19 protein-coding genes are annotated in these 18,895 nt (G+C 65.9%); 10 read left to right on the forward strand and 9 right to left on the reverse strand.

Annotated features, from left to right (window positions below):
- Positions 1-3 precede the first annotated feature (3 nt).
- The 4 genes from PHA81_RS03525 to PHA81_RS03540 are packed head-to-tail and all read left to right on the forward strand — an operon-like array spanning position 4 to position 2,262.
- The gene (locus PHA81_RS03525) at positions 4-816 is read left to right on the forward strand and encodes a cytochrome bc complex cytochrome b subunit (protein ID WP_005044373.1); all 813 of its coding nucleotides are present in this window, start codon (positions 4-6) and stop codon (positions 814-816) included.
- A gap of 4 nt (positions 817-820) precedes the next feature.
- Positions 821-1,621, forward strand: a complete 801-nt coding sequence (locus tag PHA81_RS03530; RefSeq protein ID WP_005044374.1) for a cytochrome b — start codon at positions 821-823, stop codon at positions 1,619-1,621.
- Positions 1,622-1,625: 4 nt separating this feature from the next.
- Complete coding sequence (locus tag PHA81_RS03535; RefSeq protein WP_273835252.1) at positions 1,626-1,997, forward strand: hypothetical protein; 372 nt, start codon at positions 1,626-1,628, stop codon at positions 1,995-1,997.
- Positions 1,990-2,262, forward strand: coding sequence for a hypothetical protein (locus PHA81_RS03540; protein WP_005044378.1), 273 nt, complete (start codon positions 1,990-1,992; stop codon positions 2,260-2,262). The genes PHA81_RS03535 and PHA81_RS03540 overlap by 8 nt, the downstream gene beginning before the upstream one ends.
- 485 nt (positions 2,263-2,747) lie before the next feature.
- On the opposite strand, the gene PHA81_RS03545 is transcribed toward PHA81_RS03540, so the two are convergent.
- On the reverse strand, positions 2,748-3,611 hold the full coding sequence (locus tag PHA81_RS03545) for a 2-oxoacid:ferredoxin oxidoreductase subunit beta (protein WP_273835253.1): 864 nt from the start codon (positions 3,609-3,611) through the stop codon (positions 2,748-2,750).
- Positions 3,608-5,374 (reverse strand): 2-oxoacid:acceptor oxidoreductase subunit alpha, encoded by a 1,767-nt coding sequence (locus PHA81_RS03550; RefSeq protein WP_273835254.1) that lies wholly within the window; start codon positions 5,372-5,374, stop codon positions 3,608-3,610. The genes PHA81_RS03545 and PHA81_RS03550 overlap by 4 nt, the downstream gene beginning before the upstream one ends.
- A gap of 191 nt (positions 5,375-5,565) precedes the next feature.
- On the opposite strand from PHA81_RS03550, the gene PHA81_RS03555 reads away from it, so the two are divergent.
- The 4 genes from PHA81_RS03555 (at position 5,566) to PHA81_RS03570 (ending at position 8,828) form a co-directional block, all read left to right on the forward strand.
- Positions 5,566-6,207 carry an FAD-dependent oxidoreductase gene (locus PHA81_RS03555; protein ID WP_273835255.1) on the forward strand — a complete coding sequence of 214 codons (642 nt, stop codon included), beginning with the start codon at positions 5,566-5,568 and terminating at the stop codon, positions 6,205-6,207.
- 316 nt (positions 6,208-6,523) lie between these two features.
- Positions 6,524-7,195 carry a hypothetical protein gene (locus PHA81_RS03560; protein WP_273835256.1) on the forward strand — a complete coding sequence of 224 codons (672 nt, stop codon included), beginning with the start codon at positions 6,524-6,526 and terminating at the stop codon, positions 7,193-7,195.
- A 13-nt stretch (positions 7,196-7,208) separates the two neighbouring features.
- Positions 7,209-7,766: an NUDIX hydrolase gene (locus PHA81_RS03565; protein WP_273835257.1), complete on the forward strand. Its 558-nt coding sequence runs from the start codon at positions 7,209-7,211 to the stop codon at positions 7,764-7,766.
- 120 nt (positions 7,767-7,886) lie between these two features.
- The gene (locus PHA81_RS03570; protein WP_273835259.1) at positions 7,887-8,828 is read left to right on the forward strand and encodes an alpha/beta hydrolase; all 942 of its coding nucleotides are present in this window, start codon (positions 7,887-7,889) and stop codon (positions 8,826-8,828) included.
- 24 nt (positions 8,829-8,852) lie between these two features.
- Here the strand turns inward: PHA81_RS03570 and mce are convergent, their stop codons facing one another.
- Both mce and PHA81_RS03580 read right to left on the reverse strand, forming a co-directional pair.
- On the reverse strand, positions 8,853-9,239 hold the full coding sequence (gene mce, locus PHA81_RS03575; RefSeq protein WP_273835260.1) for a methylmalonyl-CoA epimerase: 387 nt from the start codon (positions 9,237-9,239) through the stop codon (positions 8,853-8,855).
- The gene (locus PHA81_RS03580; RefSeq protein ID WP_273835262.1) at positions 9,236-10,918 is read right to left on the reverse strand and encodes a methylmalonyl-CoA mutase family protein; all 1,683 of its coding nucleotides are present in this window, start codon (positions 10,916-10,918) and stop codon (positions 9,236-9,238) included. Before PHA81_RS03580 ends, mce begins: the two co-directional genes overlap by 4 nt.
- 186 nt (positions 10,919-11,104) lie before the next feature.
- On the opposite strand from PHA81_RS03580, the gene PHA81_RS03585 reads away from it, so the two are divergent.
- A complete protein-coding gene (locus tag PHA81_RS03585; RefSeq protein WP_273835264.1) occupies positions 11,105-11,740 on the forward strand; it encodes an alpha/beta hydrolase in 636 nt (211 codons plus the stop codon).
- 124 nt (positions 11,741-11,864) lie between these two features.
- Here the strand turns inward: PHA81_RS03585 and PHA81_RS03590 are convergent, their stop codons facing one another.
- From PHA81_RS03590 to PHA81_RS03600, 3 genes are all read right to left on the reverse strand, one after another.
- Positions 11,865-13,154: an MFS transporter gene (locus PHA81_RS03590; protein ID WP_273835266.1), complete on the reverse strand. Its 1,290-nt coding sequence runs from the start codon at positions 13,152-13,154 to the stop codon at positions 11,865-11,867.
- A gap of 485 nt (positions 13,155-13,639) precedes the next feature.
- The gene (locus PHA81_RS03595; protein ID WP_273835269.1) at positions 13,640-14,695 is read right to left on the reverse strand and encodes a S66 peptidase family protein; all 1,056 of its coding nucleotides are present in this window, start codon (positions 14,693-14,695) and stop codon (positions 13,640-13,642) included.
- A gap of 41 nt (positions 14,696-14,736) precedes the next feature.
- The gene (locus tag PHA81_RS03600) at positions 14,737-15,324 is read right to left on the reverse strand and encodes a GNAT family N-acetyltransferase (protein ID WP_005044401.1); all 588 of its coding nucleotides are present in this window, start codon (positions 15,322-15,324) and stop codon (positions 14,737-14,739) included.
- Positions 15,325-15,423: 99 nt separating this feature from the next.
- Between PHA81_RS03600 and PHA81_RS03605 the strand changes: the two genes are divergently transcribed.
- Positions 15,424-17,442 (forward strand): AMP-binding protein, encoded by a 2,019-nt coding sequence (locus PHA81_RS03605; protein ID WP_273835271.1) that lies wholly within the window; start codon positions 15,424-15,426, stop codon positions 17,440-17,442.
- A gap of 1 nt (position 17,443) precedes the next feature.
- On the opposite strand, the gene PHA81_RS03610 is transcribed toward PHA81_RS03605, so the two are convergent.
- Both PHA81_RS03610 and PHA81_RS03615 read right to left on the reverse strand, forming a co-directional pair.
- Complete coding sequence (locus PHA81_RS03610; protein ID WP_273835273.1) at positions 17,444-18,001, reverse strand: GNAT family protein; 558 nt, start codon at positions 17,999-18,001, stop codon at positions 17,444-17,446.
- Positions 18,002-18,072: 71 nt separating this feature from the next.
- Positions 18,073-18,780 carry a hypothetical protein gene (locus PHA81_RS03615; protein WP_273835274.1) on the reverse strand — a complete coding sequence of 236 codons (708 nt, stop codon included), beginning with the start codon at positions 18,778-18,780 and terminating at the stop codon, positions 18,073-18,075.
- Positions 18,781-18,895: the final 115 nt, after the last annotated feature.

An 18,895-nucleotide genomic window follows, 5' to 3' on the forward strand; every position in this document is an offset into this window, starting at 1 on the left:
CCCATGAGTCTCGAACGGAGCGACGACCACGACCACGAGGGGTGGATGGAGCGGAAGGACCTCACCCCGATCGAGGGGGCGTATCTCACCGTCTTGCTCTGGCTCGACAAGCGGCTGCGGCTGGTCGACTACCTCGAGGTTCTGGAGAACCTCTACTACAAGGTCAATCTCCAGATGCCCAAGAGCCACACCGAGCAGTACAACCTCGACAACAAGTTCTGGTACTGGTACCCGCTGTACGCGCTCGGGAGCTTCTCGACGATCGCCTATGTGGTGGCGGCCATCTCGGGCGCGCTACTCGGCTTTTACTACTCGCCAGCGGCAGCCTCGGGGGCCTGTACCATCGACGGCGCGTCGGTGGCGTACTGTTCGCTTACCGCGATCATGACCGACATCAACTTCGGGTTCATGCTCCGGAGCATTCACCGGTGGTCGGCGCAGGTGATGACAGCCGCCGTGTTCCTCCACATGCTCCGGGTCTACTTCACCGGCGCGTACAAGGAGCCACGCGAGCTCAACTGGATCCTCGGCATCGTCCTCATCTCGCTCACGATGGTGTTCGGCTACACCGGCTACCTGCTGACGTGGGACCAGCTCGCGTACTGGGCCGGCCAGATCGGCGTCGAGATGAGCCTCTCGATCCCGCTCATCGGCGAGTGGGTCGCACAGCTCATCTTCGGCGGGTTCTCGCTGGGTCAGGCCACCCTGATGCGGATGTATATCCTCCACGTGTTCTTCTTACCGTTCGTGGTGACGGCGCTGATCGCCGTGCACATCGGCATCGTCTGGATGCAGGGCATCGCGGAACCCCACTAGATCAATGACCCGAGACAACGCCACCGACACGGACGAATCGAGCGGGACCGACACGGGCGAGGGCGTCGCCGCCGACGGCACCGGCATCGTCGCGCCCGACGACGAGACCCCGACGTGGGGCGAGCGCAAGGAGCGCACTCAGGGGCTCTCGCGGCTGACCTACGAGTACTTCGAACGTTCGCGCCGTGAGGATCAGGACCTCCGCACCGAGTCGAGCTACGTCGAGCGCGACGTGCTCGCGTTCCCGACGTGGCCCCACGAGATGGTCCGCAACCTCGCGCTGACGAGCTTCTTCGTCGGACTGATCATCTTCCTCGCGGCGACGCTGCCGCCACACCTCGGCGCACCCGCGAACCCAAGCCAGACGCCCGCGATCATCCTGCCGGACTGGTATCTCTACTGGTCGTTCGGCCTGCTGAAACTCGGGCCGCTGAACCCCGACCTCGCCGTTCTGGGTGGGAAGAAGCTCCTCCAGGACTCCACGTACGGTGTGCTCGCCAATCTCGTGGTGGTCGGGTTCATCGCGATCGTTCCGTTCCTCAACAAGGGGAGTGCGCGCCGGCCGGTCGAGCAGCCGTTCTGGTCGGCCGTCGGCATGTTCGGCGTGGTGTTCGCCGTGATGATCAGCGCGCTGTCGATCAAGAACCTCATGCCGACGTGGTTCGACACCCATCTCCTGTTCGATCTCACCTTCCTCCTGCCGTTCGTGGCAGGGTTCATCACCTACGGCATCCTGCGTGCGATGCGCGAGGGGTACATGTTCGACCTGAACCGTCGGTACTACCGGCTCCGACCGCCGCGATAGCGTCGTGAGCTCCGACACCGGCTCCGAGGCCGACGGCAGCGACGGCGGGAGCAGGGGTCGCGAGATCGTCGTCCCGCTGCGAACCTACAAGGCGGTCACGGTGTTCTCGACGCTACTCGCGATCGTCTGCGTACTGCTCGGCTTCGCCTTTCTCGACGCTGCCACCGCCGAGGCTGGCCCGCTGCCAGTGCTGTTCGATCTGCTGCCATCGATCGGGCTCCCGGTCGGCTCGGGCGTGATCTCGCTCGTGCTCGTCCTGATCGGGCTCGGGCTCATCGCGGTCGGTGCCGGGGTGTACGTGCTCGGCACCCGCTTTCGCACTGCGGGGATGCGGAACGCTCAAGACGACAGCGACGAACTCTCGGGCAATGAGTGACGAATTCGCCAAGGGCCTGGCGATGCTCACCGGTGGGCTGCTCGGGTGGATGGTGCTCTCGGGCTGGTATGCCACCGAGAGCTTCGAGTCGCCGAAGCAGCTCATCGCCGAGCCACCCTCCGGTCTCGAACTGTTCGGCACGCTCTCGCTCACCCTTCGAGAAGCCCTGTTCTGGTTCGCCATCGTCGGCGCGCTCGTCTTCTGGGTGCTGATTCCCGCGAGCCAGCGGGCACGCATCGCGTGGAACGAACGTCAGTCGAGCTAGCGTCGACAGCGCTCCACGACTTCTCACCGTTCTCCAAATCGATAGCGACGGGAACCGACCCGTGATTCCCCGCTGTCTCCACTTTTGATTGATTTACTTTGCGGCGGTGCGGTCCTGGTGGATGAAGGGCGAGACGCGCGAACGAGCGAAGCGAGTGAGTAGCGAACACCGGAGCACGCTTCGCGCGTGGTTCGAGGGAGCGAAGCTCCCTCGTCATCACGAAAGGCGCGAAGCGCCTTTCGAACGACTCCGAGCTCCCGTTCGCTTTGCTCACGGGAACGAGGGGAGCGCGCGGTGAGGGCTTCGGCGGTGCTGTGCGGTTGCGAATCGATGTCCGTGCGAGCGAAGCGAGCACGGTTCGCCGCGAGCGAACGAGCGCAGCGAGTGAGCGAGCGGGTGTTTTTAGTCCAGGTTTTTGCGGGGAGGGGTGCCCGCAGCGCGCCACAGGCGCGCGAGGACACCCCTCACCGTAAAAAAGTGGGTGCTTAGTAGAACTCGCGAACGAGGTCGGTGGCGTTCTCGGGTGCGCCGTCGGGGATGTCGGCCATGTTCTCGTCGAGGCCGTGGCGTTCGTTGTACGGCTCCGACTCCTCGTCCTGGTAGATGACGCCCTGATACTCGGTGTCCTCGTCCATGATCTTCTTTTGGGCGGCGTCGCGGTCGGTCGGGTCGTGACCTTCCTCGTCGAGATCGACGATCGCATCCCGGAAGTAGTCGTAGGTGTCGACGTCGTTGAACGTGACACACGGACTGTAGACGTTCACGAACCCGAAGCCGTCGTGTTCGACCGCCTGCTGGACGATCTCGGTGTGGCGCTGGGCGTCCGACGAAAAGGACTGGGCGATGAAGCTGCCGTCGGCGGCGAGCGCGAGCGCGAGCGGGTTGACCGGAGCCTGTTTCGGCCCGTCGGGCGTCGTCGCCGTCTCGAAGTCCTCGCGCGACGTCGGCGAGGCCTGTCCCTTCGTCAGCCCGTAGATGCGGTTGTCCATCACGACGTAGGTCATGTCCATGTTTCGTCGTACTGCGTGGACGAAGTGACCAGCGCCGATGGAGTAGCCGTCGCCGTCGCCGCCCGAGACCATGACTTCGAGGTCGGGGTTCGCGCTCTTGACGCCGATGCCAACCGGGAGCGCACGGCCGTGGACGCCGTGGAGTGCGTAGCTGTGCATGTACGTGCCGATCTTGCCCGAGCAGCCGATTCCCGCCACGACGAACGTGTTGTCGGGGTCGTTGCCGGTGTTGGCGAGCGCCTTCATCATGCCGTTCATGGTGCCGAAGTCGCCACAGCCGGGACACCACGTGGGCTGCTTGTCGGACTTGAAGTCGGTGAACCTGACGTCTGAACTCATGTGGGAACCTCCTGGGCCGCGTCGAGTTTCTCGGTGATCCGCTCGGCCAGTTCGTCGGCCTTGAACCGCACGCCGTTGTACTTGTTTATCCGTTTGACTCGGGTAAGCGTGTCGCCTTCGACCACATCGGCGAACTGTCCGGTCGCATTACACTCCACCACGATGACTTCGTCGGCGGCCTCGATCTCCTCGGTGAGATCAGGCCGGGGGAACATGTACGGAACCGAGAAGAATCGAACGTCGATGTCGGCCTCGTCGAGAAAGCCCATCGCCTCGCGCATCGCGCCCTCGTTCGATCCCCACGAGAGGACGAGCGTGTCGGCATCGCTGTCGCCGAACTCGCGGTAGTCCCAGTCTTCCTCGTTTTTGGCGGTCTCGACCTTCTGATTGCGTTTGTCGACCTGCTCGATCCGCACCTCTTGCTCCTCGGTCCGGCGACCGAGCTCGTCGTGTTCGAGTCCGGTCGTCATGTGTGCGCCGCCCGACGTTCCAGGCAGCGTGCGCGGGCTGATGCCGTCGGCGGCCGGGAAGTGGGGCTGGAACTGGTCGCTGTCGTTGAGCCACGAATCGATCTCGTTCTCGTCGACGAGCTTGCCGCGGTCGATCTTCACACTGTCCATGTCGAACTCCTCGGGCTCGAACGTCTGTTCGGAGACCGCGAGCGCGAGATCGCCCACCAGATAGACCGGCGTCTGGTACTTCTCGGCGAGGTTGAACGCCTCGATCGTCTTGTGGAAACACTCCGATATCGTGGTCGGTGCGACCACGAACCGCGGAATCTCGCCGTGGCCACCGTACAGGAGCATGTCGAGGTCGCCCTGTTCCTGTTTGGTTGGCATCCCGGTCGAGGGGCCCGATCGCATCACGTCACAGATCACGAGCGGCGTCTCGCTGGTGGCGACGAGGCCGAACGTTTCGGTCATCAGGTCGATGCCTGGGCCACTGGTCGCGGTCATCGAACGCGCACCCGCCCGCGCCGCGCCGAGCGCCATGTTGATGGCGGCGAGTTCGTCCTCGGCCTGCATTACGTGGCCGCCGTAGCGTTCGAGCCGGCCCTTGAGGTACTCCATCACGTCGGTCGCGGGGGTGATGGGGTAGCCCGAGTAGAACCGACAGCCCGCGGCGATCGCACCCATGCCGATGGCCTCGTCACCGTTCAGCAGGACGTAGTCGTTGTCGGTGGTCTCGATGTCGTAGTCGAACTCGTCGTGGTCGAGCTCCTCGACGACGTGTTCCTCGCCGAGCCGCGCGGCCTGGCGGTTGTTCGCGACGATCGACTCGCCCTTGTCGCCGAAGCGCTTTTCGAGCGCTTCGTCGAGGTTCTCGATCGGGAAGTTCGCGACCTCACAGGCCGCGCCGAGCGCCACGATGTTCTGCATGAGCGCGCCGCCGGCGTCCTCCGCGAGGCGTTTGAGCGGGACGGGAAGCCCGATCATCCCCTCGGGGGCCTCGAAGTCCTCCATCATCGTGCGCTCGCCGTCGTAGATGATGACCGAGCCCTCGTGGAGTTCGTCCATGTTCTCCTCGACCGTGCGCTGGGTCAGCGCGATCAGAATGTCGAGCCGATCGACGACCGACTCGACGCGCTCGGTCGAACTCCGGACCTTGTAGGCGGTGTACCCCCCGCGGATCCGCGAGGCGAAGTCCTTGGAGGTGAAGACGTGGCGGCCCGCCCGCGAGAGCGCCTGCGCGAAGATCTTCCCCGTGGAGTTGATCCCGTCGCCGGCCTCTCCACCGATGGCCCAGTTCAAATCGTCTGGCATGTGCTGGGTCCGGGTACGCCATCTGCGGACGAAAAGGCTTCGGAACGATCGTCTACATCACCGACGAGTACGATCGTGTTTTCGGTTCACAGGATTCGCTGCCGCCCGAATCACCCCGTCACGATCACCGATACCGATCCTCTCGACGGGTGTATCGAAGTCCCTTTGGCCGGGCCACGCCCAGCGTCGGCATGGAAGCGACACGAACGCGCGTGCGCGACAACCGGGCGGTCGGACCGGAAACCATCGCGCTCGATCTCGAAACTCCCGACGGGTTCGACGCCCGGCCCGGCCAGTTCGTCAAGCTCTCGCTCGATGTCGATGGCGAGCAACGCTCGCGGTTTTACACGCTCTCTTCGTCCTCAGTGGCGGACACGTTTGAGGTCACCGTCGGTGTCGATCCCGACGGCGAGGTCGCCCCCTACCTCGCGGAGCTCGACGCCGGCGATTCGGTGACGATGGCGGGGCCGTTCGGCAGCGCCCACTACGAGGACGAACCTCGGACCACCGTCCTCGCGGGCGGTCCGGGAGTCGGGCCCGCGATCGGGATCGCCGAACGCACCCTCGACGACGGCGGCGAGACCGCGGTGGTCTATCGCGACGACGATCCCGTCCACGAGGACCGCCTCGACGCGCTCCGCGACGCTGGCGCAACCGTCCACGTCGTCGGTTCGGACGCCGATCTGACCGATCCGACGGTGGACGCACTCGCCGGTGGCGAGAACGAACAGGTGTTCGTCTACGGGTTCGCTGATTTCCTCGACGCCGCAACCGATGCGCTCGCAGCCGCCGGCGGCGACCCCGACAGGGCGAAGATCGAGAACTTCGGCTAAACGTTTTTACTGCGGGGGATCGCGCTCGCTCCGCTCGCGCTCAACCCCTTGCAAAAACGTTTATCAAAAACTCCCGCTCGCTCACTTTGTTCGCTCGCGGTGAGATTTCTATCCTCCCCGCAACCGCACAGCACCGCCCGAGCCCTCGGCCCCACGGGCCTCGCCCTCGATCCGCCAGGAGAGCTTCGCTCTCCTGAGCCCTGCATTCGCGCCGCGAACGCAGGACGCCAGGCCCGCACCGCGATCGCTACCCCGCCTGTTGGCTGGGGGAGTGAGTAGCCGACGAATAGATGGCGTACGCGCCCGAGTGTCAACCATGAGTCGATATCGACCCGGATCGACGGCGACTCGCCGACGATACCTCACGCTCGCGGCTGCGATCGGCGGGTCACTCGCCGGCTGTCTCGGCGGTGACGGCGGCGGCGACAGCGAGGAGACCGCGACGACGGATACGGAGGGATCGGATTCGACCGCTGCTGACGGGACCACTACGGACGCCGCCACGACAGCCGAGACGAGCCCCACAGCGGGGGCCGGCGCGTCTACCACCGTGGCAACCGACTCGGCGACGCCAGGGACGACCACGGGCGACCAGCTCGACCTCCGCGAAGCGAACGTCGTCGGCGTCGAAGTCGAGTCGACCGCCGACGGCTACCGCTTCGACGTGACGCTCTATCACGACGACGACGGCGAGGACGGCTACGCCAACTGGTGGCAGGTCGAGAACCTCGGTGGGGAGCGACTCGGCCGGCGTGAACTCCGTCATCCACACGGCACCACGCGATTCACGCGCTCGGAAACCGTCGAGGTGCCGGACGGAACGGAACGCGTCGTCGTCCGCGGCCACGACCAGACCCACGGCTACGGCGGCCAGGCGATGCTCGTCACCCTCGAAACCGGCGCGACCGAGATCGTCGGGCAGGGTCCCGAAACCCAGTCGTTCGACGGCAACGATTCCGGATCGGCGACCACGACCGACGGCGGATGACGAGGGTGGATGGATGACGACCGAGGACGACGCCCGCGCGGCGGTCGCGGCCGAACGCGAGTGCCTGGCCGAACGGTTCGGCGTGTTCGAAGTCACGACGACCCGCGTCGAGAACGATCCCTCATTCTACGAGCACGGCCTCGATCTCGTCCGCGAGGCCGGGATGCTCGCTGACGCCGGGGCGGTGGTCCGAGATTCACGGGATCGTGTCCTGCTCGTTCGTCATCCCGACGCGCCCGAGACGTGGGGGACGCCAGGCGGCGGCTACGAGGCGGCCGACGACTCGCTCGCCGCGACGGCGGTCCGCGAGGTTCGAGAAGAGACTGGCGTCCGTTGCGAGGTGACTGACGTGCTCGCCGTCCGGGTCAAAACCATCGAGCACAGCGAGGAGCCGCGGTCGTACCCGATGCTGACGACCGATTTCGCGGCCCGCAGCGGCGACGAGAGCTCCGGAGCGCGTTCCGAACAGCCGGCATCGGCGATCGACGACGAGGAGATCCTGGAAGCACGGTGGTTCGTCGATCCGCCCGCGACGCTCCACGATCGCATGCGGGACCTGCTCGGGCAGTAGTGATCGCCGAACCTCGCCCGCCATCCGGCACTATCGACGCCCGGAAACGGCAGTTCCCGGTTCACGTGCGGGGCGCTCGACCGCAGGAAGACTGATACGAACGGCGTGACGACCGACGGCATGGTCGACGTTGCGGGCACGATCGCAGGACTGTTCGGGACCGACGAGGCGACGCCGACAGGATCGACGATGCTCGACGTGGCTCGCGACATCCGGGCGAATCCCAGGACCGTCGACTGTCGCGACGGGCGGGCGCTCGGGTACGCCGACTGCGGCGATCCCGACGGCGACCCGCTGGTGGTCTTCCACGGGTTTCCGAACTCGCGGGTGTTCGGCGCGCTCCTCGATGGGTCGGCGCGCGAGCGCGGCCTCCGTATCATCGCGCCCGAACGCCCCGGTCTCGGCGTCTCTGACCCGCTCCCGAACCGGACGGTCGCCGACTGGACCGACGACGTGGCCGACCTCGCCGACGCGCTCGATCTCGGCTCGTTCCCGGTACTGGGAATCTCTGGCGGTGGTCCGTACGCGGCAGCGTGCGCCGCGCGCCTCCCGCGGACCGAGCGTACCGGCATCGTCTGTGGCCTCGCACCGCTCGAATCGGTGGACCTCGACGACCGGCTGCCGTTCCTCACGGCGAAGTACGCCAGGCCGCTCGCGACGCTCTCGCTCTGGTCCGACGGTCGCACCGCACGACGGAACCCCGAGGAGTATCTCGCATCCCGCGCGGAGACCGCCGCCGATGTCGACGCGGAGCGCTGGAGTGGCGAAATCGGCTGGACGTTGCTGGAGAGCGGCCGCGAGGCGACCACCCGTCACGGCTACGGCCCGCTCGCCCAGGAACTCGCCGTGTTCGCCGACGACTGGGGGTTCGATCTCGGCTCGATCGACGTGCCCACCTATCTCTGGTACGGCAAGGCCGATCGGATCGTTCCGCTCTCGATGGGACTCCACTACACTGATCGGATTCCCACCGCCGAGGCGCACGTCTATCCGAATCAGGGCCACCTCTCGATCGTCGAGGAGAACGAAGCGGCGATCCTCGACGCAGTCACCGGAGCGTAGCCGACGCCCGGTCGCCCGATCGTGTCAGTGTTCGACGAACTCGATCAGGACGCCGCCGGTCGATCCGGGGTGGAGGAAGGCCACGCTATGCCCCCACGCGCCCGGCCGCGGTTCGTCGTCGATGAGTTCGACACCGTGCTCTCGCGCCCGATCGAGCGCAGCCGCGACATCGTCGGTTTCGAGCGCGAGGTGGTGGATGCCTGGCCCATTGCGATCGAGATATCTGGCGATCGCGCCCTCACCGTCGAGCGGTTCGAGGAGTTCGAAGTAGCTCTCGCCACAGTCGAGGAAGACGACGCTCATCCCGTCGAACGTCTCCTCGTGAACCACCTCGAACCCGAACAAGTCGGTGTACAGCTCCGCGAGCACGTCGGCGTCGTCGGTGGCGATGCCGGCGTGATCGACGTTCATAGCGCGGCTCCGCCCTGGTGCTCGCCGAACACGTCGCGCATCGTGTCACAGATCTCGCCGATGGTGGCCTCGGCTTTCACTGCATCGACGAGATACGGCATCAGGTTGTCGTCGCCCTCGGCGGCTGCGTGGAGCGCCGCAAGCGCGTCCTCGGCGGCCGCGTCGTCGCGCTCGTCGCGCACATGCTGCAGCCGATCACGCTGGCGCTGCTGATCGGCCTCGGTGACCTCCTCGATGTCGACTTCGGGCTCCTCGTCGACCTCGTACTCGTTGACGCCCACGATCACGCGCTCGCCCTCGTCGATCTCTTGTTGGCGCTCGAAGGCGACATCTTGAACCTCGCGCTGGACCCACTGGTCCTCGACGGCCTGGAGCATGCCGCCCTTCCCGTCGACGGTGTCGAGGATGTCGAACGCCTCCTCCTCCAGCTCGTCGGTGAGGTTCTCGATGTAGTAACTCCCCGCCAGCGGGTCGATGGTGTCGGCCGCGCCCGATTCGTGGGCGAGGATCTGCTGGGTTCTCAGGGCTGTGCGAACGCTCTCCTCGGTGGGGAGTGCGAGTGCCTCGTCTTTCCCATTCGTATGGAGGCTCTGGGTCCCGCCGAGGACGGCGGCGAGCGCCTGGTAGGCCACCCGGACGATGTTGTTGTCGATCTGCTGGGCGGTCAGCGTCGAGCCCGCGGTCTGGGTGTGGAACTTGAGCTGTTTCGAGTCGGGATCGTCGGCGTCGAAACGCTCGTCCATGATCTTCGCCCACATCCGGCGCGCGGCCCGGAACTTCGCGACCTCCTCCAAGACGTTGTTGTACGACGCGAAGAAAAAGGAGAGCTGCGGCGCGAAACCGTCGACGGCGAGGCCAGCCTCCGTGGCGGCCTCGACGTACTCGATGCCGTTGCCGAGGGTGAAAGCGATCTCCTGGGCCGCCGACGAGCCCGCCTCGCGGATGTGATAGCCCGAGATCGAGATGGTGTTGAAGCTGGGGACCTCCTCCGCACAGAACTCGAAGATATCAGTAATAATTCGCATCGAGGGCTCCGGCGGATAGATGTAGGTGTTGCGCGCAACGTACTCCTTCAGGACGTCGTTCTGGATCGTGCCTCGCAGCTCCTCGCGGTCGATGCCCTGGCGATCGCCGACCGCGATGTACATCGCGAGTAGGACGCTCGCGGGCGCGTTGATCGTCATGCTGGTCGAGACCTCGTCCAAGGGGATGCCCTCGAAGACGGTCTCCATGTCGTGTATCGAGTCGATCGCCACACCCGACTTGCCGACCTCGCCCGCGGCCATCTCGTTGTCGGAGTCGTACCCCATCTGGGTCGGGAGGTCGAACGCCATCGAGAGTCCCGTCTGGCCCTCGTCGATCAGATACTGGAAGCGCTCGTTGGTCTCCCGAGCGGTGCCCATTCCGGCGTACTGGCGCATCGTCCAGAGCCGGCCACGGTACATCGTGGGATACACTCCACGAGTATAGGGCTCCTCGCCGGGGAAGCCGACGTCCTCGCGGTAGTCGCGCTCGCCCACGTCGTCGGGGGTGTAGAGCCGATCGATCTCGTGGCCCGCGGTGTCGGTCTCGAAGGTGTCCTTTCGCTCGCCGAACCGATCGAGGACGGGATCGAGCGTTTCTGCTTCCCACTCTTCTTTGGCCGAGCGGATGTCGGCGAGATCGTCGGGGTCGAACATACTCGATCGTGGGACCGACGCGACTTTAATCGTTGTTCGTCGTGGCCGAGATCGGGAACTCGTTGCGGTCGTGACCGGATGGACGCCGGTATGACTGGGGAAAGAACGACAGGTTTAAATTTGTAGAACTTCTCATGTCAAATTCCCAGAAATTTTTAGTATCCATAGTTCCGACTGTGTCGAGCGATGTCCGAAGACGTCACGCTCGAAGTCGGCGACAGCGCGTATCCGGGACGACTGAACATACCTGAAGAATCCTCGGATCGTGGGGTACTGATTGTGCCCGGGGCGGGACACGGCCCGTTCGGCGACGTGTTCCTCCGCTTTTCCCGTGCGGCGGCCGAGAAGGGCCACCACGTCGCCCGATTCGAGACGTGGATGTCGCCCGACGAACTGGAGGAAAAGACCGACGAGGACTTCCGCACAGAACTGGCAGCCGGCGTCGATTTCCTGCGTTCGCGCGGCTGTTCGACGGTCAGCGTGGTCGCCAAGAGCCTCGGCGGCCGGGTGGCTCTGGAGCATCTGCCGGAGGGCGTCGATCGGTTGATACTGTGGGCTCCCGCAGTCCTCGCAGAGGGAGCCGAGAACGTTCCCGATGAGGCGCGCGAACTCTTGCCGTCGGTGACTCCCGGCGAGTTCGGCGTCGATGTCCCCACACGGATCCTCCAGGGTGACGACGACAACATCTCGGTTGACAACGCGGAACGGATCGCCGAGGGGTTGCCCCAGGGTGAGCTCGTGATCCTTCCCGACGAGGACCACTCGTTCCTGCGGGACCACGAGCGAGTCATCGAGAAGACGCTGGCGTTCCTACCGGAGTGATGCGATCGTGTGAAAACACGGATCACTCGATCGGCTGTTCAGGTCGTCACGAGCAACGAAGATGCCGTCGTCGCCGTCGTCGGGATGATGCGATTCCAGACTGAGGCGACCACCACCCAATCGTCTACTCCGTTGCAGTCTCCACGTCGAAGTCCTCCGGTGTGGCTGCCCTGACGGCGGGGAGTCCTCGAAGCCGCGGGCGGAGGAGGACGTAGATCGCCGTGAAGCCGAAGCCGCCCGCGGTTAGCGCCATCGTCGGCGTCGTTCCCAGCACCTCGGCGACCGCCCCACCAACGAGCGAGCCCAGTGGGAGCGTCGCCCCCGAGGCGGTGCCTTTCGTCGCGGAAACCCGACCCAGCAGGTCGGCCGGGAACACCCGCTGGTTCAGCGTTGAACCAAGTACGCTCGAAACGCCGACGGGAACCCACGCGAGACCGAACAGGACGACCGTGAGTGCCGGCGACGACACGAGGACGGCCGCGAGCCAGCAGCAGGCACCCAGTCCGTGGGCGAGGAGCAGCCTCCCGTAGGGGACGCCCTCGAACCACGGACCGACGAGCGAGCCCACGAGCCGGCCGATCCCAAGCGCGCCCAGCAGTAGGCCATAGACGGCGGGGCCGCCGAGGCCGTCGCCGAACGCCGGCAGTATCGCCAGCGTGACGCCGGTCGTGAAGTTCGCCACCGCAGTCGTCAGTATCAGCTCGACGAACACCGTCCCGCGGAGCACCCTGACCCCGTCCCGGAGGTCCGAGACGTACGAACGCAGCACCGAACGCACAGTTGCGACGGCCGGTTCGCCTCTCGATTCCGTTCGTTCGTCGGCCACCGTCGCGGTGCCGAGCCTGACTCCCGCGAACAGCAGCGCGGCGACAGCGAACGTGGCCGAGTCGGCGAGGAACAGGGTCGTCGCGCCGAACACGGCGACGAAGCCGCCGCCGAGCGCGTCGAACACCATGTCCAGGCCGAGCGTCACGGTCGAGAGCGCCGAGTTCGCACCGGGGAGGCGCTCGTCGTCGACGATACGGGGCAACAGTGCGGTCTCCATCGGGAACATCAGCAGCGACGCGAGCATCAGGATCGGCGCGACGGCGAACAGAACGCCGACGTCTAAGTGTCCTGTCGCCGCCGCCAGCGGCAGGGCCAGCACGACGGTGCCCTGAATCACCTGCGAGCCGACGAGGACGTGTTCGAGCGCCAGGCGATCGACGAGCGGGCCGGCGAACACCTGCAACAGCCACGGTAGTAGTAATATCGCGTTCAGCGCCCCCGTAACCAGCGTCGAGCCGCTCAGCTCGAAGGCCAGCCAGAGCATCGCCACCGTGTAGAGGCTGTCCCCGGCGTTCGTGACGAACTGTCCGGCGAAGAAGCGCCGGAAGTCGGTGTTGCGCCACAGCCCCCGATCGAGAGCGCTCATCGGCGACCGCCTCCGAAGAGCGTCGGCAGAGCTCCACGCGGAGCGGGCGAGCGGCTCCCACGCCAGCGTCTCGGGCATCGGCGCGGGCGGTTCGGTCGTGATTCACGTGTCGGTGCGCGGTCGTGCGAGCGCCGGCACTGGACCGGCTGCTCGGTGGATATCGGCATATGCGTGCGTGTTCGAGAGGAAATGCGGCTACCGGAGTGGTAGCGAAACGAACCCGAGTGCTGCGGCTATCGGGCCCGTCAGGCTGCGGGAGGCGAGAGGGGGTCGAACACCGGGCGAACCGTGGGCCGGCGAGTCATAGAACAGTTCTTCGGATCGGTTCGCACGGCCGGTGAAAAGCGTGCTGGTTCCACGTGAACGGGGGCTGCTGCTGCCTGCGCTCATGATCTCATCGGGTCCTGCGAAGAGTCTACCGCGGCGGGTCCCTCTCTCTCTCTCTCTGAGAGCCAGAACGGACGACGATCAGCGACGCAGCCCCCTCACCCGACGACGATCCGTTCGTCGTCGGGGTCGATGACCGCTCGGCCGCCGATCGGGAGCGCGAGGGTGGGATTGGTGTGGCCGAAATCGAGATCGAACACCACAGGAATATCTGGGTTGTACCGCTCCAGTTGGCCGGCAATCGCCTCGCGCTGGTGGTCGCGGTACGCGGCGCGTTCCTCATCGTTGGGGCGTTCACGATGATTCCTCGTGGCTGGTCGTCCGACGAGCACCGCGCCGAACCGGTCGAGCAAGCCGCGTTCGCCCATGCACATGAGAGTCCACTTCACGCGGTCGGCGCTCGGCATGTCCTCGGCGGTCTCGATCGCGAACACACAGCCATCGAGCGCATCGGGATCGGGCAGGTAGCGATCGGTCATCAGGTGCCACTCGACGATCGCGAGACAGCCGCCCCAGAGCCGTCCTTCGGCGCGCTCCTCGCCGCCCCGCCACGTCCAGCCGGTTGCGTCCTCGTACGCTGGTTCGTGGTCGGCGTACGCGTCGTCGCCCCAGTCGATCACGTCGTCGGTCCACTCGACGGCGGGTTCGAGTTCGCCGAGCGACTCCTCGAAGAACGCCCGGCGAAGGTAGCGCTCGGTAAACTCGTGGAGATGGCCAGGCGTCGCGACCTGGTTCATCAGTTGCCCGCCGTTGTACGAGACGATCCCGAGATTCCAGAGATAGAGCTGGAGATTGGTGTTGTCGCTCATCCCGTAGAATCTGGTGGGATTGTCGCGGAGCACGCCGGCATCGAGGTGAGGGAGCACCCGGAGCTGGTCGTCGCCGCCGATGGTCGCCACGATCCCCCGAACGTCGGGATCACGGAAGGCATCGTGGATGTCACGAGCGCGCTCCTCGGGATGTGTTTCGAGGTACTCGTTCCCCTTCTCGGCGGTCGGATAGACGACGGGTTCGAGATCGAACGTCTCGCGGAGTCGCTCGACACCGAGATCGAGGACGTGCGGTGCGTCCGCCGCGCCCCCACTGGAGGGGGCGACGATCGCGACGCTGTCGCCGGGATCGAGTGCGGGCGGCACCACGAACTCCGAGGGCATGATCGCGTCTCGTCGGTCGAACCGAAAAGCGCTCCGGCCGTTCACCCGGTGTCGTACTTGTACGTCGTGTTCTCGCTGTCGATCCCGAAGTCCTCGGGACTCTCCTCGGCTGCGGGTTCCTCGTCCTCGGCTCCGTCTTCGGCGGCGTGTTTGAACCGCTCGCGTAGCTGGGATGGCATGGTGAACGCCCCGACATCGACCCGCGTCGGGACGGCTTCGGGAACGCTGCCCTCTCGTTTGACGTCGAGGCGTTCGGCGATCTTGTCGGGAAGGTCGTCGGTCGCGACACGCTCGAAGCCGAACTGTTCGAGGTACTGAGCTTCGTCGGTCAGCGAGTAGACGGTCTCGAACCCCTCGTCGCCGGCGCGATCGACGAGCCGCTCGACGACGTGTGCGCCGATTCCCTGCCCTCGCCAGCCGTTGAGAACCCCGATTCCGGTGAGTTCGCAGAACTCGCCGTCGTCGGTTCGGTGGATACGGATCCGGCCGAATCCCGCTTTCTTGTTGCCGGCCTCGTCGACGGCGATGACGTAGTCTCGGGAGCGGAAGGCGGCGTCGTCGAGACTCATCGCCTCGATATGGTCCAGAAGCCAGACTTCCTCACGGTTTCTCGCGTTCCGGACGTACATACGTTCGGTTGGGTCGCCGGCCAGTAAAAGGGTTTCCGGGTATCGAGAACGAACGACGATGGGGAAACTCCTTTCATGTCGTGCGGTGTCCCCTCCGGTATGGAGTCCCTGGGCGAGTTCGACGAGGTGGTTCACGAACCGACCGAGGAGTTCGTCGAATCCACGAACGTCCACGCGTTCATGCAGGAGTACGGGATCGACGACTACGACGAACTGATCGCGCGGACCTGCGGCGACACCGGGATCGACGAGTCGGGGGTCGACTGGTTCTGGGACGAGCTCGTCGACTATCTCGGTATCGAGTTCTACGAGGGCTACGACAGCGTTCGCGACGACAGCGAGGGGCCGCAGTTCACCGACTGGTATCCCGGCGGCACGATCAACATCGCTCACAACACGCTCGATCGGTACGCCGACGGCGACACCGCCGATGACGTGGCGTGCACCTGGGAGGGTGAACCGGGCACGGTTCGGGAGGTCACGTTCGCGGAGCTCCACGAACAGTCGAACCGAGTGGCGAACTGTCTCGAAGCGCGCGGGGTCGAGACGGGCGACACCGTCGGGCTCTACATGCCGATGGTCCCCGAGGTCATCGCCATTCTCTACGGCTGCTTCAAGATCGGTGCGGTCGCGGTCCCGATCTTCTCGGGGTTCGGCGTGGATGCGACCGCCACCAGAATCGAAGACGCCGAACCCACCGTGTTGTTCACCGGCGATGGGTTCTACCGCCGGGGCGGCGAGGTCCGACTGAAGGGGGCCGCCGACGAGGCGATCGCCGAGGCGGGCCACGTCGAACACACTGTCGTCTACGATCGGCTGGGACTGACGCCCGACGAGAACGGTGGAGGGGCCGCGAGCGACGTGCCGTGGGACGACGCGCGCGACGAGCACTGGGACGATGCGGTGGGCGAGCAGTCGAGCGAGTACGAGACGAAAGAACTCGACGCCTCCCAGGAGTCGATGCTGCTGTACTCGTCGGGGACGACCGGCAAGCCGAAGGGGATCGTCCACACCCACGCCGGAATCCTGATGCAGTGTGCGAAGGAGATCCACTTCGGATTCGATCAGCAGCCCGACGACAACTTCTTCTGGGTGTCGGATATCGGCTGGATGATGGGGCCGTGGACGCTGATCGGCAACCACGCCTTCGGGGGCAACGTGGTGATGTACGAGGGCGCACCCGACCACCCCGAGCCCGATCGGTTCTGGGCAATGATCGACCGCCACGACGTCACCCAGTTCGGGATCTCGCCGACCGCGATCCGCGCGCTTCGGAAGCAAGGAGACGAATGGATCGAGGGCCACGATCTGTCGAGCCTCAGGCTCCTCGGGTCGACCGGCGAGCCGTGGGATCCCGAGTCGTGGCTCTGGTTCTACGAGAACGTTGGGGGTGGCGACACGCCGATCATCAACATCTCCGGCGGGACCGAGATCTGTGGGTGTTTCCTGATGCCGATGCCGATCCAGTCGCTGAAACCCTGTACGCTCGGCGGCCCAGGGCTAGGAATGAACATCGACATCGTGGATTCGGCGGGCGAATCGGTGGCTGACGACCACGAGCGCGGCTTTCTGGTGGCGCGTGACTCGTGTCCCTCGATGACGAAGTCGCTCTGGAGCGGCGACGAGCGCTACCTCGAGGAGTACTGGTCGAGCTTCGAGGACCCGCCGCTGTGGGACCACGGCGACTGGGCCCAGAAGGACGAAGACGGATTGTGGTTCCTCCACGGTCGGGCCGACGACGCGCTGAACGTCGCCGGGCGGAAGGTCGGCCCCGCCGAGGTCGAGGGCGCGATCATCGAACACGACGACGCGAACCAGGCCGCCGCGGTCGGCGTCCCCGACGACACCACCGGGACGGCGGTCGTGGCGTACGTCGTCCTCGAGGACCACGCCGAAGTGTCGGACGCGCTCCGCGAGGAGCTCCGCGAGCAGGTGGGCGAGGAGCTCGGCAAGCCGTTCAAACCCCGCGAGGTGCTCTTCGTCGAGCAGTTCCCGAAAACCCAGTCGGGGAAGATCATCCGCCGGGCGATCGCGTCGATATATCAGGGCGAGGAGCTCGGCGACATGGACTCGATCGAGAACCCCGCTTCGCTCGACGCTATCGAGCAAGCACGATAAGCTACTCGCCCCGCTCTTCCCACTCATCTCGGAGCAGGCCGTACTGAAACGTATCGCGGTACGCGCCGTCGATGAACCGGTCCTTCCGGGTGCGGCCCTCCTCCGTGAAGCCGAGTGACTCCAGCAGACCGCGGGAGGCATCGTTGAAATCGTAGGCTCTTGCCCCTACGGCTGGGTGGTCGTACATTCGGAAGACGTAGTCGATGACGAGCGCGACGGACTCCCTGCCGTAGCCCTCGCCGTGGACCTCGGGAACGAGCCAGTAGCCGAGCTCCGGGCGTCGCCAGTCGGCGTCCGCCACGCTCACGACGCCGATCCGCTCCACGTCGTCCCCGTCCGGCTGGCCGGGACCGGCGTCGTCGCCATCGAGACAGACGAGGAACTGGTCGGTGTCATCGTCCTCGGTCGGGAGCTCGATCTGCTCCTGGTTTCTGAGCCGCGTGCCGAGCGGGTAGCGGATGGCCGGATTGGCGGAACCGCGCTGGACGAACGGGAGATCCTCGGATTCGAGGGTCCGAAGCGTGACCCGCTCGCCGCTCGTGATTCGTGGGCCGGGCATGATTCGACAGCGATCGCACAGCGTATAGCGCTTTTCGGTGGCTGCTCATCGATTCGGGTTGGTCGTCGAGATCAGCGGATCGCGGTTGGGTCGACGATGGTTCCCTCGGGCGCACTCTCGGTCGCGATCGCGACATCGCCGACGGTCCCAGCAGCCGGAAACACGACTGTCGCACCCGTAAGCAGCGGTGCGACGATGCCGGCCGCGACGGTTCCCGGGATGGTGAGCGACGCACGCACTACCACATCGTCACCGGCTGTCAGTCCAGTACGTTCGACGACGCGCTCGGCTGTATCGAGGAGTTCGGCGTGGGAAACCGACGATCCGTCGGCGGCGAGCACCGGGTCGTCGGCCGCGACCTCTGCCGGTGCGAGCGTCGGGTTTTCGCTCCAGACGTCGCGCTCGAAGTGTGCCGTTCCGGGGTCGTCGGGTGGATCGTCGTAGGCGACGCGCGTGCCGCCGGGTGGGAGTTCGAAGTCGTCGATCCTCTCGGCAGGGGCGACGACCGCACGAGCGTCGATCGATGTCGGCGGATCGAACCGCACGATGCCGCCGAGCGACGCCGTGCCGAGGACGGTGAGCACCGCTGCGGGCTGCCGTCCGGCGATCCCGACGGTTCGTCCGCGGCGGACCCCGAGGTGGCTGAGGAAGTTGCCCGTCTTCCACGTGTTCGTGAGCAGTCGGTGGTAGTCGTAGCTGTGGTCGGAGCCGTTCGGAGCGCGGAGCGCGGGGTGGTCGCTCCGTCGATCGCGCGCGAGCAGCCCGCGCAGCGTGTCCATGCTCGTGATTCGAGTGCGTGACCCAAAACCCCGCCGGCCCGACGGCGGTGCGGCCGCGGTGCGGCTGCGGTGGCAGTGCGGCCGCGGTTGTGGTGCGGTACTGCGGTCCTCGGTG

The sequence above is a fragment of the Halococcus sp. PRR34 genome, assembly GCF_028617175.1.
Classification (GTDB): domain Archaea; phylum Halobacteriota; class Halobacteria; order Halobacteriales; family Halococcaceae; genus Halococcus; species Halococcus salifodinae.

Coding starts and splice junctions, on each gene's coding strand:
- PHA81_RS03570 (WP_273835259.1), top strand. CDS start 7,887: ATGGTCGACGTTGCGGGCACGATCGCAGGACTGTTCGGGACCGACGAG.
- PHA81_RS03565 (WP_273835257.1), top strand. CDS start 7,209: ATGACGACCGAGGACGACGCCCGCGCGGCGGTCGCGGCCGAACGCGAG.
- PHA81_RS03540 (WP_005044378.1), top strand. CDS start 1,990: ATGAGTGACGAATTCGCCAAGGGCCTGGCGATGCTCACCGGTGGGCTG.
- PHA81_RS03610 (WP_273835273.1), bottom strand. CDS start 18,001: ATGCCCGGCCCACGAATCACGAGCGGCGAGCGGGTCACGCTTCGGACC.
- PHA81_RS03530 (WP_005044374.1), top strand. CDS start 821: ATGACCCGAGACAACGCCACCGACACGGACGAATCGAGCGGGACCGAC.
- PHA81_RS03550 (WP_273835254.1), bottom strand. CDS start 5,374: ATGCCAGACGATTTGAACTGGGCCATCGGTGGAGAGGCCGGCGACGGG.
- PHA81_RS03595 (WP_273835269.1), bottom strand. CDS start 14,695: ATGCCCTCGGAGTTCGTGGTGCCGCCCGCACTCGATCCCGGCGACAGC.
- PHA81_RS03600 (WP_005044401.1), bottom strand. CDS start 15,324: ATGTACGTCCGGAACGCGAGAAACCGTGAGGAAGTCTGGCTTCTGGAC.
- PHA81_RS03545 (WP_273835253.1), bottom strand. CDS start 3,611: ATGAGTTCAGACGTCAGGTTCACCGACTTCAAGTCCGACAAGCAGCCC.
- PHA81_RS03555 (WP_273835255.1), top strand. CDS start 5,566: ATGGAAGCGACACGAACGCGCGTGCGCGACAACCGGGCGGTCGGACCG.
- PHA81_RS03590 (WP_273835266.1), bottom strand. CDS start 13,154: ATGAGCGCTCTCGATCGGGGGCTGTGGCGCAACACCGACTTCCGGCGC.
- PHA81_RS03605 (WP_273835271.1), top strand. CDS start 15,424: ATGGAGTCCCTGGGCGAGTTCGACGAGGTGGTTCACGAACCGACCGAG.
- PHA81_RS03525 (WP_005044373.1), top strand. CDS start 4: ATGAGTCTCGAACGGAGCGACGACCACGACCACGAGGGGTGGATGGAG.
- PHA81_RS03615 (WP_273835274.1), bottom strand. CDS start 18,780: ATGGACACGCTGCGCGGGCTGCTCGCGCGCGATCGACGGAGCGACCAC.
- mce (WP_273835260.1), bottom strand. CDS start 9,239: ATGAACGTCGATCACGCCGGCATCGCCACCGACGACGCCGACGTGCTC.
- PHA81_RS03560 (WP_273835256.1), top strand. CDS start 6,524: ATGAGTCGATATCGACCCGGATCGACGGCGACTCGCCGACGATACCTC.
- PHA81_RS03580 (WP_273835262.1), bottom strand. CDS start 10,918: ATGTTCGACCCCGACGATCTCGCCGACATCCGCTCGGCCAAAGAAGAG.
- PHA81_RS03585 (WP_273835264.1), top strand. CDS start 11,105: ATGTCCGAAGACGTCACGCTCGAAGTCGGCGACAGCGCGTATCCGGGA.